The 16,893-nt window shown below is 56.1% G+C and carries 16 protein-coding genes; 4 read left to right on the top strand and 12 right to left on the bottom strand.

The genetic code is table 11. The features are described 5' to 3' along the window. Nucleotides 1-94: 94 nt before the first annotated feature. On the top strand, nt 95-769 hold the full coding sequence (locus ACIP02_RS06205; protein ID WP_034137066.1) for a heavy metal response regulator transcription factor: 675 nt from the start codon (nt 95-97) through the stop codon (nt 767-769). Nucleotides 770-1,057: 288 nt separating this feature from the next. Here the strand turns inward: ACIP02_RS06205 and ACIP02_RS06200 are convergent, their stop codons facing one another. Genes ACIP02_RS06200 through ACIP02_RS06185 form a run of 4 tightly spaced genes read right to left on the bottom strand, consistent with a single transcriptional unit; the run spans nt 1,058 to nt 6,393 of the window. Next, nucleotides 1,058-1,504 carry a hypothetical protein gene (locus ACIP02_RS06200; RefSeq protein WP_125923840.1) on the bottom strand — a complete coding sequence of 149 codons (447 nt, stop codon included), beginning with the start codon at nt 1,502-1,504 and terminating at the stop codon, nt 1,058-1,060. A gap of 15 nt (nt 1,505-1,519) precedes the next feature. Beyond that, nucleotides 1,520-3,682, bottom strand: a complete 2,163-nt coding sequence (locus ACIP02_RS06195; protein WP_115147434.1) for a hypothetical protein — start codon at nt 3,680-3,682, stop codon at nt 1,520-1,522. Then, on the bottom strand, nt 3,679-5,151 hold the full coding sequence (locus tag ACIP02_RS06190) for a site-specific integrase (protein WP_080761392.1): 1,473 nt from the start codon (nt 5,149-5,151) through the stop codon (nt 3,679-3,681). Before ACIP02_RS06190 ends, ACIP02_RS06195 begins: the two co-directional genes overlap by 4 nt. Before the next feature lie 3 nt (nt 5,152-5,154). Continuing rightward, nucleotides 5,155-6,393 (bottom strand): site-specific integrase, encoded by a 1,239-nt coding sequence (locus tag ACIP02_RS06185; protein WP_069553525.1) that lies wholly within the window; start codon nt 6,391-6,393, stop codon nt 5,155-5,157. A 439-nt stretch (nt 6,394-6,832) separates the two neighbouring features. Here ACIP02_RS06185 and ACIP02_RS06180 point away from each other — a divergent pair, with 439 nt between their 5' ends. Next, on the top strand, nt 6,833-7,045 hold the full coding sequence (locus tag ACIP02_RS06180; protein WP_400614306.1) for a YebG family protein: 213 nt from the start codon (nt 6,833-6,835) through the stop codon (nt 7,043-7,045). 123 nt (nt 7,046-7,168) lie between these two features. Here ACIP02_RS06180 and ACIP02_RS06175 read toward each other — a convergent pair whose 3' ends face one another. Beyond that, nucleotides 7,169-8,188 carry a Leu/Phe/Val dehydrogenase gene (locus tag ACIP02_RS06175; RefSeq protein ID WP_400614304.1) on the bottom strand — a complete coding sequence of 340 codons (1,020 nt, stop codon included), beginning with the start codon at nt 8,186-8,188 and terminating at the stop codon, nt 7,169-7,171. Between the two features lie 123 nt (nt 8,189-8,311). On the opposite strand from ACIP02_RS06175, the gene ACIP02_RS06170 reads away from it, so the two are divergent. Further along, entirely contained in the window at nt 8,312-9,118 is an 807-nt protein-coding gene (locus tag ACIP02_RS06170) for a SirB1 family protein (RefSeq protein ID WP_400614301.1), read from the top strand. Here ACIP02_RS06170 and maiA read toward each other — a convergent pair. The 3 genes from maiA to hmgA are packed head-to-tail and all read right to left on the bottom strand — an operon-like array spanning nt 9,112 to nt 12,354. Next, nucleotides 9,112-9,744 (bottom strand): maleylacetoacetate isomerase, encoded by a 633-nt coding sequence (gene maiA / locus ACIP02_RS06165; protein WP_400614299.1) that lies wholly within the window; start codon nt 9,742-9,744, stop codon nt 9,112-9,114. The genes ACIP02_RS06170 and maiA overlap by 7 nt on opposite strands. Before the next feature lie 12 nt (nt 9,745-9,756). Beyond that, entirely contained in the window at nt 9,757-11,049 is a 1,293-nt protein-coding gene (gene fahA, locus ACIP02_RS06160) for a fumarylacetoacetase (RefSeq protein ID WP_400614296.1), read from the bottom strand. 3 nt (nt 11,050-11,052) lie between these two features. Next, nucleotides 11,053-12,354 carry a homogentisate 1,2-dioxygenase gene (hmgA, locus tag ACIP02_RS06155; protein ID WP_400614294.1) on the bottom strand — a complete coding sequence of 434 codons (1,302 nt, stop codon included), beginning with the start codon at nt 12,352-12,354 and terminating at the stop codon, nt 11,053-11,055. A gap of 174 nt (nt 12,355-12,528) precedes the next feature. On the opposite strand from hmgA, the gene ACIP02_RS06150 reads away from it, so the two are divergent. Continuing rightward, nucleotides 12,529-13,311 carry an IclR family transcriptional regulator gene (locus ACIP02_RS06150; protein WP_400614292.1) on the top strand — a complete coding sequence of 261 codons (783 nt, stop codon included), beginning with the start codon at nt 12,529-12,531 and terminating at the stop codon, nt 13,309-13,311. Between the two features lie 354 nt (nt 13,312-13,665). Here ACIP02_RS06150 and ACIP02_RS06145 read toward each other — a convergent pair whose 3' ends face one another. The 4 genes from ACIP02_RS06145 to ACIP02_RS06130 all read right to left on the bottom strand — a co-directional run bounded on the left by ACIP02_RS06145 (nt 13,666) and on the right by ACIP02_RS06130 (nt 16,840). After that, on the bottom strand, nt 13,666-14,580 hold the full coding sequence (locus ACIP02_RS06145; protein WP_400614288.1) for an SDR family oxidoreductase: 915 nt from the start codon (nt 14,578-14,580) through the stop codon (nt 13,666-13,668). Nucleotides 14,581-14,695: 115 nt separating this feature from the next. Then, complete coding sequence (locus tag ACIP02_RS06140) at nt 14,696-15,601, bottom strand: alpha/beta fold hydrolase (protein WP_400614286.1); 906 nt, start codon at nt 15,599-15,601, stop codon at nt 14,696-14,698. 176 nt (nt 15,602-15,777) lie between these two features. Next, on the bottom strand, nt 15,778-16,464 hold the full coding sequence (locus tag ACIP02_RS06135) for an LrgB family protein (RefSeq protein ID WP_400614283.1): 687 nt from the start codon (nt 16,462-16,464) through the stop codon (nt 15,778-15,780). Further along, nucleotides 16,454-16,840 carry a CidA/LrgA family protein gene (locus ACIP02_RS06130; protein WP_400614281.1) on the bottom strand — a complete coding sequence of 129 codons (387 nt, stop codon included), beginning with the start codon at nt 16,838-16,840 and terminating at the stop codon, nt 16,454-16,456. The genes ACIP02_RS06135 and ACIP02_RS06130 overlap by 11 nt, the downstream gene beginning before the upstream one ends. Nucleotides 16,841-16,893: the final 53 nt, after the last annotated feature.

The raw sequence follows: 16,893 nt of genomic DNA, 5'->3' as shown, positions 1-16,893 counted from the left end.
AGCCCCCAGACAACTCTTTTTGATTTACCATTCATTTCAATAACGCCGGCGCGCGTGCGCGGTTAATTGCTCAGTGATGTCGAGACAAAATCCCATGCGAATTCTGGTAATTGAGGATGAAGTAAAAACTGCGGAGTATGTGCGTCAAGGCCTTACTGAATGCGGTTATGTTGTAGATTGCGTCCATACCGGTTCAGATGGATTATTCCTGGCCAAGCAGCACGAATATGAGTTGATCATCCTTGATATCAATCTGCCGGAGATGGATGGGTGGCAGGTGCTTGAACTGTTGCGACGTAAAAACTGCCCTTCTCGTATCATGATGCTGACGGCTAGAAGTCGCCTAGCAGATAAGGTTCGGGGCCTGGAGAACGGTGCAGATGACTACCTAATCAAGCCATTTGAGTTCCCAGAACTGCTGGCCCGGGTCCGCGCCTTGATGCGCAGGTCTGACCACCCTGCATCCGTCGAGATAATTCGTGTAGCTGACCTCGAACTCGACCAGAGCCGTCACAGAGCCTTCAGGGATGGCCAGCGCATCGATTTGACTACAAAAGAGTTTGCACTGTTGCACTACCTGATGCGCAACACGGGGGTGGTACTGAGCCGTACGCAGATCATCTCACAGGTTTGGGACATGAACTTTGACTGCGATACAAACGTTGTAGAGGTGTCGATTCGAAGGCTCAGAGCCAAGATCGATGATCCTTTCGAGACGAAGCTTATCCACACGCTCCGAGGCGTGGGCTATGTTCTTGAGAAGCGGTAAGCGACCAACCGCCTAGCCTTGGAAACAGCTCGACTGATTATCCAGCGCCTACTACATTGACAGTTAAATTTTAATTCCAACAGCACTTATCTTCGCAATAAGCATGTCAAACCAACAAGCACCACCCATTGACCCGGAGTCAAGGAGACCAGACCACGAGAAATTTAGTGATACGCAATCCACTCAGAGTACTGATAGGACGGTCGTGGCGGAACGGGGCAACGAAAGCCAACAATCCAGCCATTAATCGCAAAAATCGCTCTGGGTTGCCGATTGGAAAACTACCAATCAGACAGTGGAATCTAGAGATCCACCACATAAAACGCAATTCCCACCAGTACGATCTAGCTCTCCGGGGCCAACAGGTTTTACCATCAAGATACTAATATCAATCGAGTGACTTAGCATTGCCTCGATAAGGTCAATGTATTGAACTCGAATCGCTTCATACATAGTCCGCACCATAACAACTTCACGCTGAAGCTTATGATTCTTTTCTTGAAGATTCCTGTATTTAGCATCGCCATCATGATTAATCTTTGAAACTAGACAAGACCGCAAGCAAGCGTCAATTTCAGATTGATATTTCCTGATTGTCTCTCTAGAAACTCCTGCGTATTTAGAAAATTCTTTTTGGCTATAAACATATCCTCCAATTTCTTTTTGGCGAACACTTATCAATTCCAAAATCTTAGAATTGAGATACCCCTTTAGACGCTCACCTCTGAGCTGCATAAGCCCCCCGATATATTAATTCTTTTTAAAAATCTCATTCAACAGAAAATCAGCCGACAGTTCAATATTTTTGAAATGTTGGTATTGCGGACTCAACTCCCCTCCAGCAGTTAAGATATGATTCTTTATTAAGTTAGCGTCTCGGCTCAATCTTTCAATTTCCAGACGCTGCGCATCATCTTGAACGTTCACTATTAAATCCTCGCAAGGCTTGCCATTTGTCCCCTTCGCCAAACATGACAGACTGTGCTGGCATGGTTTCAACGCAAGGTTGTGAGCGCACGCTCCATGTGGCATTGGATTAACCACACGAATGGCTGCTGAAAGATATTCCTCTGCGGCTTGACGATTTTCAATTCTAAGTTTATTGAAAGTTGTTTGAATAACCCCCACAGCTCTATCTTGCCTAACACTTTCAATCATATCCTGCAGAATCAATGATCTGCTTAAAGCTGGTGTATGATCATAAACCTGAGCCTGCGTGAGGTCTGAACGTCCTAGGATCAGGTTCACCTGAACATCAGATAAACCTCCCTGCTTATAGACAGTATTGAGCCAATGCCTAATATCATGCCAGTAAAACTCAGCCACTTCACCGGTACGAGGATCGAGGACATTAAATTTCTTAAATAATGACTCTTCAGTTCTTGATGTACCATCAAGCCACCCTTGAAACATACCAACCGAAACCTTCCTAAATTCCCTATCACTCTTAGCATTAGAAAATGTCAACAAATTCCGCGGGATAATGAATAATGAATTTTCCGGCTCTAGAATTGCCACACCATTCTTTTGGATCGTAGGCAGAATTTTTCGAGCAAAGTTTAATTCGAACTCAAAATCAGGCTGAAATGGAAAAGTTTTATTCTCAAGCTGACACAACAAAGCCTCATCAAGGATATCGTCAACAATCTCACGCATCCATGATGGATTGAAGGTAACTTCACAAAATGCCTCAAGACGCTGCAACGATATAGCATGAGGGTGGCGCCTCAACCTGCTTCGCCACTTATATACATTTGAAGTCAAAGGCAAATATTCATTCCAAGCTTTCTCATACATAAATATCTTAGAATTCATAGCTTTCTGACATTGAAGCAACTTGACAACTGTTCGTGTAGAGGCACCCAGAAATGCCGCGACCTCAGACACACGCCCGAGGCGTCCAACCAACTGAATTACATCTACAAATTGCCCTGTAGATTGATAATAAACCCCTCGCGGCGTATACAAATCGAATTCGCTCACCCATTTCGCGACAAACTTACGCGCATAATATTTCAAACTAATAGGCGTTTTTTTTACTTCCTTCCAATTCACCCCTGGATTCAATCTCATTTTCTTAACAATACGACGCCCTTCCGCAGTATGTTCAGTGATAAATTCTACCGCTGCGCGTACTGCTGGGTATAAATCTTGCGGAAATGGTCGGAAGTACAATCGCCCTCCCTTTTCGGGAAATATTTTTATAACCCATTTCCCCTCTTGCTGTATCAAGCAATCTACAGGAAGACATGCCAGCTCATTGATTCTACCGCCCACAGCTGCGTTAATCACTAGCGCACTAATATAAAATCTATCCCGAAAAGAAAGTTCTGGATGAGTGGCCAATCCGAATAAATCTCTAATCACCTCTGTAGGTAGGAACTTTCGCTCTCTTCCCTCTTCACTTCCATGCCGGCCATACTTACATCTGCCTTTTGGAGCATCATAGATTACCCTTAAACCAATTCGCTTCTGCATCCATTTAGCAAAGCCCTGAAGTGTTGTTAAAGTTGAAATCTTCCCGGTCACCCCGCGCTCTGCGTAGGTCCTTTCAACCGCTTTAAAATCCAATAGATTCAATCGTGAGATTTCTTTACTACCCATTTCCAAATCAAGCCTAACTAATGCCTCGATGGAGGCGAATGCACCATCAGCGGTTACACCCGCTTGGACTCGCTTTGCTGCTATATACACTTTAGCAACTAATCTAAGCTCGTCATTTCTAATACGGCAAAATCTCAAATTGTATTGCGACAGATTTCCAGGGCGTTCAACCCAGTCGAGAATATTCCATTCATCACAAAAAAAATCGACTGAAGGCTTTAACCCCTCAACAAGTGATGCTGCCAAATTTATCAAAGGCTCTGGGAGGCCATGACCACGCAACTTTGAGTGAATATCCATCTTCGTCATTCCCCACTATTGATCCTAGCCATAACATCGTTAACCGCTTGGTATACGCGCTCCAGCTCTTTCAGTATCTTACTCCTTTCCTTTCCACCCTCAGCTCTACCCCATCTTTCTAATTCAGACTCTAGGTAATCTAAAGATTTTTTATGGTCTGCGTTGCGCCAGGCAATGAAATACCTACAACCATTGTAACAATTAAAAAATGGATGATGCCCACAAGATCCGGACTTGCCACATTCCCCTACTATAGCTGGCTGATTTACGACCGGTATCAATATAGGCATCCCCGAACTCTTATGCCCAAGCTGACCGGCGAAAAATAAACCATTTAACTCTGAGAATATCCCACCTAATTTTCTGTTTGCTCGCTCCAACAACGGGCAAAACTCAGAAGCCAAACAGTCAATGTAAGCATCAGCTGCATGCACGGAGTCATGCTCAAGTACATATTGTATCTCGTCCCTAGACGCGCCTTGGGCGGCCATCTGTGTAGCTCCGCTATGTCGGATTCTATAGGGTGTCAAGATTAGAGGCCTATTCGTACGCGGACTGATCAGCTTTAATCTGCTACACCAGCCAGTTATCGCCCGTCCAAAATTTGATGATTCTCCCTCCCTTGAACTCACTAACAACCTCCCAGTCCTTTCCTGTAACGCCTTAACCTTAGGAGATGAGGAGTACTCGAGAATGGCATTAGCAAGTTGAGTAGTTATGGGCCAAAGCTCTGACGCCTGTCCTGTTTGATATTTTGCCTTAGGCATTCTAAGGAAATATTGGCCCCCTTCTGCCATCGAATCGGGTACCCACAATGCATCACGGAACATTTCATGCAACTGGATAGGTCTCTTTAATGTTTCGAACGAGATCCAAGTAAACAGCCTTGAGGTGAAATCCGCCGTGGATTCCCCCTCTGCAGAAATGATCATTGCTTTTCGAACCACTTCAATTTCGGAGCTTGTTAGCGCCCCGCGCGTCTCGTGCCATTCCAGTATCCTTAAAGTTGGGTGAGGCTTTTTAAGCCTTATAGCCTCTAACTCCAATGCATGAATCTCGTCCGCACCTGCCAACCCCTGAAAAGCAGCGTAAATGTAGAACCTTCGAAACTCGGTCGCCTCCGCATGGGATGATGTCATAACGCTCAACAATTTCCCGAGAGACATATCTGAAAAGTCCTTCCATGAAGGTTGCCAGTGCCTTTCCAAGCAAGAGATCCCCGCGTGCACTGAGCTCAGGATTCTAGGGCAAACCGACTCAAGCTTGTGCACTAGGTACTTTTTGACCACCTCAATAATTACTACTGGGAGCTGGTATCTGCTTAGATCAATAGAATATCTAGCCCTTCTCCACACCGCTTCAACATAATCTGTCGTCACATCAATGAAAAATGGACTACTCGGATCAGCATTACATCTTACATATAGCCGCCCGACTTCATCTTCAAATTCACCAGAATCATTGACTTCAATACCCATTGCTTACCCCTCAAAATTTAACCTCATCAACTCCCTTCTTGCCTTATCCCGAATCGCGCGCCGAGCATAACCTTTTAATGAGTCAGGACTACTCCATCCTCCCATGTAAACTACGTGATCTATTTCCGTAGAATTGTTCTCTAGCAAACTTGCAGCTTCGTAAAGCCTATTGAACACAGCGTGGCGTACGAGATGCCAATGAAAAGCTTTGACACACTCATTGCTAATCATGCAAGCGACTTTATTTGCCGCTGAACAGGATAGTGGATTACCCAGCGAGGCGTTACCGTGAGAGATCAACAGGAATTCGTGGTCTAGATAAGCTGTAAACCCTCCTTTTATTTTTCTTTTAACTCTATATGTATCTACATACTCCTCAATGGCTCTAATCATCCCCTCATCACCAGGACTAAAATAAAGCCGCCTACCAAAAGTTTTAACAAGTGGATTATTGGGAGCTCGCGGATCAGAATAATCTGCCCCTCTATCCTCTATGCGGATAATTTCCAAAAAAGGATATAAACCAGTCAGATCAATATCCACTAGGCGTAATGCTAACAACTCGCCTAGCCTTAATCCAAACCTTCTAACTAAGCGCCACATGATGTAGTTTCTTAGATTCAAGCCGCGAGTCACGTTCGCACTTGAAAGCTGCCCTACTAAAAACCCCTCTATTTTTTTCAATTCATCGTCCGTCAGGTCATGCGCGATTAGCTCTTTTCTGCCGCTCACCATTACACTAGACCAAACTTTCTTATGGCTTTCAATTAAACGAATATAGCTAACATTGACGTCAATACCGGTAGCAAACAAAGGTGTATAGTTCTCAACAAACCAAATTGAGAAAGTGCTGCAGCTTTGTAAGATCTTACAAACATATTTGTTTATCTGGGTCCCATCAACCGGCGGCGATATAATCTTCTCAAGCCAATTGGCAAATTTTCTTACACATCTAAAATCTAGTCCTTTCCCCTCAAGCAGCATGCGCTCGATATCGAGCCCAGTTATGTTTCCCCATGTGAATAAAAAGGCAACGTGGTAGAGCACTGTACGAATACTCGCCTTATAGCGACGATTACCCATTGAATACGCTACTTCGTACAGACTAGCGCTAAGACAAGGTACAAACGTTTCTACTGCCACCAACTGGTACCTAGCTACGTGTTGATGTGAAAACTTAAGAACCTTGTACTCTAACCCTACAGTCCTAACTGATTTAGTTCTTCTAGTTAGTCCAGGCATGAGACATCTCCTTCAGCATCAGTTGCAGAAGTTGTCTTCGAATGAATTTTATCAGCCTGCGACCAAAGCGACTTTAATAAGCCATCCCCAATCGAGTAGTTTGATCTTAACTTAAGACAGCTAGTTGACTTATAATCAACTAGCACGGACAGCAATTGATAACCGGTGAGAATTTCAAACAAAAAACGTATAAATATATTTTTGCCGCCCATATATCCGCACCTTGACATTAGTTTATGTCTTAAAGGTACAGATGCTGGGCCGCGGATAACTCCGTCGTCTGCCAACTATCTAACAACCTACGGTGCTACATTGGCACATTTTTAACGTAAACCAGTTGACTGGACTAATCAAGACCTTACGTCGCAGGTCTGACGGGACGCGGGGCTGCGGAGCTCTCATCCCCCCGCTATCTAGGCACTTTGAGGTCAGATAAATCATGGATAAGGCCGAAGCAGACCGTCACGACAAGATGCTCGAACTGGCCGAACGCCTGGCCGAAGTGCTGCACAAAGCGGTGCCATCGCTGACCGAGCAGCAGGTTGAAGAAGCCGGTATCTACATGGCCAAGAACCGTGATGTGTTTGCCCGGGCGTTCAAGAGCCAGCCGGATGCGTTGGGCGAGTTGCTCGAGGGTGGTGCAGCCGAGTGACATCGGCACCGCCAGCTTCGCGGCTGAAGCCGCTCCCACAGGGATCGCAGAGGTCTCGGGCTCACTCGGTACCTGTGGGAGCGGCTTTAGCCGCGAAGAGGCCAGCAAGGCCAGCATGAAACTTCAGCCGTAAAGCAACCGCTCCGCCAGCAACTGCGCCACCCTTGCCGGCGAACGTTTCTCCGCCTGCGCATGGCCAAACACTTCGGTCAGCCGCGAAGGAATCCGCGCCAAGTGCGCGGTGATGCTGCCCAGGTCCTCGCCACGGTGGGTCAGCGCCACATAGATCAAACCACCGGCATTGATCACATAGTCAGGCGCATACAGTATTCCGCGCGATTCCAGCTGGTCGGCCACCTGCAAGGTGGTCAGCTGGTTATTCGCCGCCCCCGCCACCGCCGCACAGCGCAGCTGCATCACGCTCTGCCCGTTCAGCACCGGGCCCACGCCGCAGGGGGCAAAGATGTCGCAGGGGGTGCTGATCATTGCATCGTTGGTCACAGGTTTGGCGTCGAACTGTTCCATCGCCAGCCGCACACGCCCCGGGTCAAGGTCGCTGACCAGCAGCTCCGCACCCACCGCATGCAGTTGTTCCGCCAGCGCATACCCGACATTGCCCAGCCCTTGCACCGCCACCCGCAAGCCTCTCAAGTCGTCGCTGCCGAGCCGGAACGAGGTCGTGGCACGAATACCGGCAAATACCCCCATCGCGGCATGCGGCGAGGGGTCGCCCGAAGCCGTGGTACTGGTCACGTGCGGTGTGCTCTGGGCAATGCAGTCCATGTCCAGGGTCGAGGTGCCACTATCCACGGCAATGATGAAGCGCCCTTGCAAGGTATCGATAAAACGGCCAAAGGCTTCAAACAACGCCGCGCGGTTTTCCACATGCGGGTTGCGCATGACCACTGCCTTGCCACCACCCAATGGCAAGCCAGCCAGGGCCGCCTTGTAGCTCATACCCTGGGCCAGGCGAATGGCGTCGGTCATGGCGCTTTCGTCATCGGCGTACGGCAGGTAGCGGCAACCGCCCATGGCCGGTCCCAGCTGCTCGCTGTGAATCGCGACCACTGCCTTCAAGCCCGTGGGCGGGTCGTTGAACAAGTGCAGTGACTGGGTACGGGTGCTTTGCATCAGTGCGAACATCGACAGGCTCCCCACAAGGTGCTCCTTTCAGTATAGGCGCGGCCCTGCAGCTGACGTCGCTGCCGGACCACTGGACGAAAGCGCACACCCCAGCTAATACTCAAGCGTGTGTGGAGAAGCCAGATGAAGCCACGTCAAGCCTGCCTGGCCTGCCTGGAACGCGAGCCTGTCGCCCTGCTGGAAGCTGCATTGTGGGTTGCCGCCGAGCACGACCGCAGCGTCGAGCCCGCCGCCAGCCTTGCCACCTTGCACGACCTGCAGCGCGAAATCAGCACCAACCTGCCCATGCTGCCATTGAACGAACTGGCCCAACCGCTATTGCGCCAGCTCAACGCACTGGGCTTCCAGCAGGATGAGTACCACCCGTTAAGGCCCCATGCAGCAATGATGGACAAGGTGCTGCAGCGCCGCCGTGGCCAACCGCTGACCTTGGCCATCCTTGCCCTGGAACTGGCCCGGCGCCTGTCCATCCCGCTGGAGGGTGTGGGCTTTCCTGGCCATTTCCTGCTACGCGTGCCGGGTGCCGATCACCTGCTCGACCCTTGTGGTGGCCGGCGCCTGTACCCCAGCGACTGCCGCGAATTGCTGGCCCGCCAGTTCGGCCCGCATGTGGCGCTGACGGCAGAGCACATGCGTAGTGCCAGCCCGCTGCAGATGCTGCAACGCCTGTCACGTAACCTGCGCCAGTTGCACATCAGCAACGATGACCACCTGGCGGCGTTGATCGACGCAGAACGGGTCATGCAACTGGGCCCGGTGCAGGTCGGCGACTACATGACCCGCGCCTCGCTTTACCAACACCTGGACTGCCCGCAGGCCGAGCGCTTCGACCTGGAGCATGCATTGCTGCTGACGGAAGACCCGGTCCAGCGCCTGAAGCTGTCCGAACGCATCGGCAAGCTTCCGGCGGCGAACCGTTCACTTCACTGAACCGGGGTGTCCGGTTGCCGGGCGGGGTGGGCGCTGGCGAAGGCCGGGTGGCCGGCTGCCAATGCGGCCACCCGCAGGATGCGCGGGAAGCCGGCGAGGTCAATGTTGAAGCGTTCAGCCGCGTACAGCTGCGGGATCAGGTAGACATCTGCCAGCCCCGGCTCATTGCCGAAGCAGAAGCCCTCATCGCCAATCAATTGCTCGACTGCCGCCAGCCCTTGGCTGATCCAGTGACCGATCCACTGGTTGACCAGGCCCTCATCCTGGCCCGCCTGGCGCAGCAGGTTGAGCACACTGACGTTGTGCAGCGGGTGGATATCGCAGCCGATGATCGCGGCCACGCCCCGCACCTTGGCCCGCGCTTCTGCGCCGACCGGCAACAGCGCAGGCTGTGGATAAACCTCTTCCAGGTACTCGATGATTGCCGGTGACTGCACCAGCAACTCACCGCCGTCGGTGCGCAAGGCCGGCACCCGGCCCTGCGGGTTGACGGCGACATAGCCAGCGCCGCGCTGCTCTCCTTGCAGCAGGTTGACCGGCAGGGACTGGTAGGCCAGCCCTTTCAGTGCCAAGGCAATGCGCACCCGGTAGGACGAGGTGGAACGGTAATAGGTGTACAGTTCCATGCCTATGCCTCCTCAGTTGGCCGCAATGACCTTGCCGCGGCATTCCCCGAAACCGATGCTGGCAACACCGTCACGCGAGCAGCGCGCACGCAGGATGATTTCGTCACCGTCTTCCAGGAACTTGCGCACCTCGCCACTGGCCAGCTCCACCGGCAGCTTGCCGCCTTCGGTGATCTCCAGCAGGCTGCCGAACGAACCTGGCGTAGCCCCCGACAGCGTGCCCGAACCGAACAGGTCGCCCGGCTGCAGCTGGCAACCGTTGACGCTGTGGTGCGCCACCAGCTGCGCCACGGTCCAGTACATACTGCGGGTGTTGCTCAGGGTCAGGCGGTGCGGGGCAACGCCCTGCTCGCGCATGCGCTCGGTCAGCAGCAGCACTTCCAGTTCAATATCGTAGGCCCCGGCGGCCTGGTCGCGCTTGTCCAGCAAGTACGACAGCGGCTGCGGGTCGCCTTCCGGACGCGCCGGCTGGGCGCAGCGAAACGGCTCCAGGGCTTCGGCAGTGACCACCCACGGCGAAATGGTGGTGATGAAACTCTTGGACAGGAACGGCCCCAGTGGCTGGTATTCCCAGGCCTGGATGTCGCGCGCCGACCAGTCGTTGAGCAGGCACAGGCCGGCCACGTGCTCGGCAGCATCACCAATCGGAATCGCCTGGCCTATGTCATTGCCTTGGCCAATCCAAATGCCCAGTTCCAGTTCATAGTCCAGGCGCGCGCACGGGCCGAAGCTTGGCTCGGTGTGCCCGGCCGGCAAGGTTTGGCCTTTTGGCCGGCGTACGTCGGTGCCGGATGGGCGGATGGTCGAAGCACGGCCGTGATAGCCGATCGGCACGTACTTGTAGTTGGGCAGCAGCGGGCTGTCAGGGCGGAACAGCTTGCCGACGTTCTTGGCGTGTTCGATACCGACGTAGAAGTCAGTGTAGTCACCGATCTGCGCTGGCACATGCAGCTGGCAGGCGCTGGCCGGGTACAGCGCCGGCGTTAGCGCTGCCTGGTGCTCGCTGTGCTCGCCGAGCAGCTCTAGCAGGCGCTCGCGCAGGGCCACCCGGGCGCTGCGGCCCAAGGCGAAGAAAGCGTTCAGCGCCCCGCCACGGGTGGCTTCGACAGCGGCCTTGGCTGCGCCGTCGAACAAGCCGGCGGCCAGCACCGCTTCCAGGTCGAGGATCGCATCACCGATGGCCACGCCACAGCGCTTCGCCTCACCCGGCCGACTGAAAATACCCATCGGCAGGTTCTGCAGCGGGAAGTCGCTGTGCCCGTTGGCGTGCTCGACCCAGCTACGGGCATTGGCAGTGTGGTTCATGGGTTATCTCCGGTTCGGGTTGAAGGTGCTCGGCAAAGTCGCCCAGCAACTATCGTAGTCGGCCTGCAATTGCGGGCATTCAAGGGCTTGCTGGCTCGGGCGCAGCACCTGGCTGGTCTCGAACATGAAGGCCATGGTGTTGTCGATCTTGTGCGGTGCCAGGTCGGCGGCAATGGCCTTTTCGCAGGTTTCGGCGTCAGGGCCATGGGCACTCATCACCCCGTGCAGCGACGCACCGCCCGGCAGGAAGCCCTCGGCCTTGGCATCGTAGGCGCCATTGATCAGGCCCATGAACTCGTTCATCAGGTTGCGGTGGAACCACGGTGGACGGAAGGTGTTCTCGGCCACCATCCAGCGTGGCGGGAAGATCACGAAGTCCATGTTGGCCAGGCCATGCACGCTGGTCGGTGAAGTCAGCACGGTGAAGATCGACGGGTCCGGGTGGTCGAAGCTGACCGTACCGATAGTGTTGAAGCGACGCAGGTCGTATTTGTACGGCACGTTGCTGCCATGCCAGGCAACCACGTCCAGCGGCGAATGTTGCAGTTCGCAGGTCCAGTGCTCGCCCAGGAACTTCTGCACCAGGTGCACCGGCCCTGTGGCCTCTTCGTAGTGCGCCACCGGCGCAAGGAAGTCACGCGGGTTGGCCAGGCCATTGCTGCCGATCGGCCCCAGGTCCGGCAGGCGCAACGGCGCACCGTGGTTTTCAGCGATATAGCCGCGGGCCTGGCTGTCGAGCAGTTCGACACGGAATTTCATGCCGCGCGGGATGACCGCGATTTCCAGCGGTTCAACCTCCAGCACCCCCAGTTCGGTGGCGATACGTAGACGACCCTGTTCCGGCACCAGCAGCAGTTCACCGTCAGCGTTGAAGAACACCCGCTCCATGGAACGGTTGGCGCGGTAGATGTAGATGCTCACGCCCGCCGTTTTTTCCGCCGCCGCGTTGGCCACCATCGGCAGCCAGCCTTCGATGAAGTCGGTCGGTTCGGCGGGCATCGGCTGGGGGCTCCAGCGCAGGCGATTGGGGTTGATGCCACCCAGCGGCCCGCTCAGCGGCTGACGCGCCAGGCGTTCGAAACGCGGGTGCAATGCAGACGGGCGAATGCGATACAGCCAGGTGCGACGCAATTCGCTGCGGGTCATGGTGAACGCCGTGCCCGAGAGCAGTTCGGCATACAACCCATAGGGCGCCTTTTGCGGCGAGTTCTGCCCGACCGGCAGGGCACCTGGCAGCGCTTCGCTGGCAAACTCGTTGCCGAAACCGCTGAGGTAGTGAAGGTCGGGGGACGTATCGCGATTCATCGATGCCTCCGGGCTCTGGCCGAGCCGCTGCTGGCAGCTGGCTGCTGGCCCGGTGTGGGGTGGCAGCGCGTCTGCATTGTTTTTATCGTAATCAGATTACGAATAACGTAATTTGCTACGCGCATGGCGTCAAGCTATAAAGGCCCGACTCGAAGAATGCAGAAGACGATGTCCATGACCAAAGCCACCTCCCCCGCCGACAACGGCAAGCAGAAAGTCCGTTCGGCGGAGGTCGGCACCGACATCCTCAAGGCCCTTGCCGAGCTGGCCCCGTCCACCTCGCTGTCGCGCCTGGCAGAGCATGTACAGATGCCGGCGAGTAAAGTGCACCGCTACCTGCAGGCGTTGATCGCCAGTGGCTTTGCCGAACAGGATGCCGCCACCAACCATTACGGCCTGGGGCGCGAAGCATTGCGGGTGGGGCTGGCGGCGCTGGGCAGCATCGATGTGTTGAAGATTGCCGCCCTGCCGCTGGCACAGCTGCGCGATGAGCTTAACGAGAGCTGCTTCATTGCCGTGTGGGGTAACCAGGGCGCGACCGTGGTCAGCATCGAACCGGCAGTGCGCGCGATCACCGTTGTGACGCAGATCGGCTCGGTACTGCCGCTGCTCAGCTCCTCTACCGGGCTGGTGTTCGCCACCTACCTGCCCGAACGCGAAACCGTGGAGCTGCGTGATCGTGAGCTGGCTGCCCTGGGGCACGCTGCCGAGGACTACCAGGTTGTACTGGCGGGTATTCGCGAACGTGGCCTGCACCATGTGCACGGTCTGCTGATGCCGGGCGTGGATGCGCTGTCGGCGCCGGTCTTCAACGCCATGGGGCAGATCGCTGCAGTGATGACCGTGGTCGGGCCAACGTCGATCTTCCATGCCGACGAACACGGCCCGGCGGCGCAACGGTTGCTGGCGGCCACGCGGGAAACCAGCTGGCGCATGGGCTATTCGCCTGCTGCCTGAGGGCCTGCGCCACTATTGCCCGAAACGTAAAGGTGAATGTCATAAGCGGCTATTTTTCCTACGGGATCAAGCGCTTATTCTTACCCCACTGGCACGGCATGAAGGGCTCTTCCCCCCCGCTCTTCAGGCCTGCGAGGTTCACCGACGTAGATTTTGAAGCTCCTTGATCTAACGTCTCGATTGGCCGCTGCGGCTTGCAGCGGCCTTTTTTATTGCCTGAAAAAAAGTTTCTGCCTGTGCTGGCCTCTTCGCGGGTAAACCCGCTCCTACAGGGGTATCACCAGGCCTGAGGGCAGTGATATCCCTGTAGGAGCGGGTTTACCCGCGAAGAGGCCAGCACAGGCAATACAAGATTCAGCCCAGTGGGTATTGCTGCAAATTCGCCATCATCTGCTGCAGCGCCTGCAAACTGTCCTGCGGGTGCACCGCGCCTTCAAAGTCACCTATCTGCGCCCAGTGCTCCGCCACCTGCTCGGGGGTGAAGCCTTCGCGAGGATCAAAGCCCACCCCCAGGCTGCGCTCCCAACGTACCTTGCCCATCCAACCGCCGCCCACTTCGAACAACTCACCCGTGCCCTGGCACTGCTCACTGCCCAGGTACACCACCAGCGGGCTGACCAGCTCCGGCTTGAGCCGCTCAAACACCTGCGGCGGGATCAGCCCTTCGGTCATGCGCGTCCCCCCTGTGGGGGCAATGGCATTGACCAGAATGTTGTGCTTGCGCCCTTCGATCGCCAAGGTACGGGTCAGCCCGTACAGGCCCAGCTTGGCCATGCCGTAGTTAGCCTGGCCGAAGTTGCCGTAGATGCCGGAGGTGGACGCGGTAAAGATCACCCGCCCCCAGTTCTGCTCACGCAGGTGCGGCCAGGCAGCGCGGGTGACCTTGAAGGCGCCTTCGACATGCACCTGGTAGACCTGCTCCCAGTCGCTGTCGTCCATCTTGTGAAAGGTCTTGTCACGCAGGATGCCGGCGTTGTTCACCAGCACGTCGACCCGGCCAAAACTGTCCAGCGCCTGCTCGACGATACGCGCGCCCTGGCTGACCGAGTCATGGTTGGCAACGGCGCTGCCGCCGGCGGCGCGGATCTCCGCTACCACCCGGTCGGCAGCCGAAGCGCTGGCACCTTCGCCATGGGTAGAGCCGCCCAGGTCATTGACCACCACGTGGGCACCGCGTGCGGCGAACAGCAGCGCATGGGCACGGCCCAGGCCACCACCCGCGCCGGTAACGATTACCACGCGATCTTGCAGACGGACAGGCTCGCTCATGCTCAAGGCTCCAGGCTGTGTTCAGGTCAGCCGAGTGTCCGCCGCCAGCAGCAGGCGGACAATCAAGCTCACGCAGGCTGAATGCCTGGCAATAACGCAGGGCGATGAGGCCCGCTCAGGAATACGCCACTTTCGGCTGGTAGTCGCTCAGCGGCTGCTCACGAAAGGCCAGGTAGTGGCGCAGCACCTGCACCGGCGCTTCGGTGTGCGGGTAGTGGCCAATGCCCTGCAACTGCACGGTGTCGGGCTCCGGCACCAGCTGCCGGTAACGCTCGAGCATGTGCGCACCAGACAGCGGGTCGACTACGCCGTTGATGAAGCGCAGCGGCACGCCTTGGCGCTGCATCGCCCCAACCCAGCGGTCGCGATGCAACCTGCGCTCGGGCATGTAGCCCACCAGCTTGTGCAGAATGCGCGTGCCACGGTTGGCAGCGATAAGGCTCCAGAAATCATCCAGTGCGCTTTCGCTGGGGTGGGTGCAGGGGCCGTAGACCTGGGTCACGTTGCGCACCAGGTCATCGCGCCCGAACGAGCGCCCGACCAGCCAGCCAAAGCGGCTTAACAGCAACTTCTGGATCAGCAGCATGCGACAGCTTTCGGCAAACAGCCCGCTATTGAGGAACACGCAGCTGGCCACTTCGACACGCTGCTCATGGTGCCGTGCCAGCAGCTCCTGGGCCACGCTGCCGCCATAGTCATGGGCCAGCAGGTGCACCGGCTGGTCGACCTGCAGGTGGGCCAGCAAGGCTTGTTGCAGGTCGGCTTGCTCCATCAGGCTGTAGGCGTGGTCGACCGGCTTGGCCGAATCGCCAAAGCCGAGCATGTCGCACGCGATTACCCGGAAGCGTTGGGTCAAAGGCCCCCACAAGTAATGCCAGTCCCAACTGGCGGTGGGGAAGCCGTGCAACAGAAGCAGGGGCTCTCCTTGCCCTGCGGTCCAGTAGCGGATGCTCTGGCCCCGGAATGTGAAGCTTTGTCCCCGGGTACGCCAGACGCACAATGGAATTTCGGCCATAGGCATCAGATCGGTCCCGGTGAACAGGTGTTGGCGGAATAGGGCAAGGCTGCGGTCATTGCATGTTACCTCGGCACTTACTTGTGCTCTCTATGTCGAGGCTGAGTCTAGCCAGCCGCCCATGGGCTGAAACTTGCGTTGCCAGCCAGCTTGATGACTGAGCGAGTCAGTGGCACGAACGGTCAGAGCAGCATGGCCAGCAGCGGCGCCGCGAACAGGTTGAGCAGCCCGGTCAGGACCATGACCAGGCCGGCCACCGAACCTTCTTCACGGCCCAGTTCCTGTGCCCGGCTGACCCCGGCGCCATGCGCGCCAACGCCGAACAGGGCGCCCCGCGCCAACGGCGAGCGCAGCGGTAACCAGCGCAGCAGCACACCGCCGAACATGGCGCCGAGCACACCGGTGAACATCACGAACACGGCGGTCAGCTCGGGCACGCCACCCAGGTCATGGGCCAAGGGCATGGCAAAAGGCGTGGTGATAGAACGCGGCACCAGCGACAGGCTGGTCGCGCTGTCCAGCGCCAGCCAGTGAGCCAGCCCCCAGGAGCTGGCGATCGAGGCACTGCTGCCAGCCACCATGCCGACCATCAGTGCCGGCCAGTGCCGTGCAAGCATGGCCCGCTGCTGCCAGATCGGCACCGCAAAGGCTACGGTTACCGGGCCAAGCACGCTCATCAGCCAATGGGTGTTGCGCGCATATTCGGCATAGGCGGTGTGCAGCGGCACCGCCACCGCCAACAGCAACACAGGCACCAGTATCAACGGTGACAGCAGGTAGCGCTTGCTGCGCCGGTATAACCAGCGGCTGCCCAGGTAAGCCAGCAAGGTCAGCGCCAGCCAGAACAGCGGCATGGGTTCAAGGCTCATGGCGCAAGCTCCAGCGGCACACCAGCTCCACGGTCAGCGCGGTCACTACCATCACCATCAGTGTGCTCACGGCGATCACCAGCAAGATACGCCAGCCTTCATCACGAATCAGCGCGCCGTAGTCGAGCAGGCTCATCAGCGCCGGGATGAAGAACAGCAGCATTTCGGCCATCAGCCAGCCGGCGCCCAGTTGCAGCATGGCCGGTTTGAGCACACCTGTCGCGAACAGGATCAACAGCAGCGCCAGGCCCATCACACCACCGGGAATCGGCCAGCCCAGCCAGGTGGCAAGCTGGCCGCCGAGCAGGAACAAGGCACAGAGAATCGCCAACTCGACGAGCAGACGCAGGGCTTTATTGATTAACGCGGGTTTCATGGCGGGGGTTCCTCGACAGGCCTTCATTTTAAGATTCGGCTGCCTAGGCCAGA

Origin of the sequence: Pseudomonas sp. NPDC089408 (assembly GCF_044749445.1) — a bacterium.
Taxonomy (GTDB): domain Bacteria; phylum Pseudomonadota; class Gammaproteobacteria; order Pseudomonadales; family Pseudomonadaceae; genus Aquipseudomonas.
This window is presented reverse-complemented; position numbering and strand designations above follow the sequence as displayed.

Bases quoted from the DNA above. Each gene is read 5' to 3' on its own strand.
- ACIP02_RS06205 (WP_034137066.1), top strand. From the start codon at position 95: ATGCGAATTCTGGTAATTGAGGATGAAGTAAAAACTGCGGAGTATGTG.
- ACIP02_RS06200 (WP_125923840.1), bottom strand. From the start codon at position 1,504: ATGCAGCTCAGAGGTGAGCGTCTAAAGGGGTATCTCAATTCTAAGATT.
- ACIP02_RS06195 (WP_115147434.1), bottom strand. From the start codon at position 3,682: ATGACGAAGATGGATATTCACTCAAAGTTGCGTGGTCATGGCCTCCCA.
- ACIP02_RS06190 (WP_080761392.1), bottom strand. From the start codon at position 5,151: ATGGGTATTGAAGTCAATGATTCTGGTGAATTTGAAGATGAAGTCGGG.
- ACIP02_RS06185 (WP_069553525.1), bottom strand. From the start codon at position 6,393: ATGCCTGGACTAACTAGAAGAACTAAATCAGTTAGGACTGTAGGGTTA.
- ACIP02_RS06180 (WP_400614306.1), top strand. From the start codon at position 6,833: ATGGATAAGGCCGAAGCAGACCGTCACGACAAGATGCTCGAACTGGCC.
- ACIP02_RS06175 (WP_400614304.1), bottom strand. From the start codon at position 8,188: ATGTTCGCACTGATGCAAAGCACCCGTACCCAGTCACTGCACTTGTTC.
- ACIP02_RS06170 (WP_400614301.1), top strand. From the start codon at position 8,312: ATGAAGCCACGTCAAGCCTGCCTGGCCTGCCTGGAACGCGAGCCTGTC.
- maiA (WP_400614299.1), bottom strand. From the start codon at position 9,744: ATGGAACTGTACACCTATTACCGTTCCACCTCGTCCTACCGGGTGCGC.
- fahA (WP_400614296.1), bottom strand. From the start codon at position 11,049: ATGAACCACACTGCCAATGCCCGTAGCTGGGTCGAGCACGCCAACGGG.
- hmgA (WP_400614294.1), bottom strand. From the start codon at position 12,354: ATGAATCGCGATACGTCCCCCGACCTTCACTACCTCAGCGGTTTCGGC.
- ACIP02_RS06150 (WP_400614292.1), top strand. From the start codon at position 12,529: ATGACCAAAGCCACCTCCCCCGCCGACAACGGCAAGCAGAAAGTCCGT.
- ACIP02_RS06145 (WP_400614288.1), bottom strand. From the start codon at position 14,580: ATGAGCGAGCCTGTCCGTCTGCAAGATCGCGTGGTAATCGTTACCGGC.
- ACIP02_RS06140 (WP_400614286.1), bottom strand. From the start codon at position 15,601: ATGCCTATGGCCGAAATTCCATTGTGCGTCTGGCGTACCCGGGGACAA.
- ACIP02_RS06135 (WP_400614283.1), bottom strand. From the start codon at position 16,464: ATGAGCCTTGAACCCATGCCGCTGTTCTGGCTGGCGCTGACCTTGCTG.
- ACIP02_RS06130 (WP_400614281.1), bottom strand. From the start codon at position 16,840: ATGAAACCCGCGTTAATCAATAAAGCCCTGCGTCTGCTCGTCGAGTTG.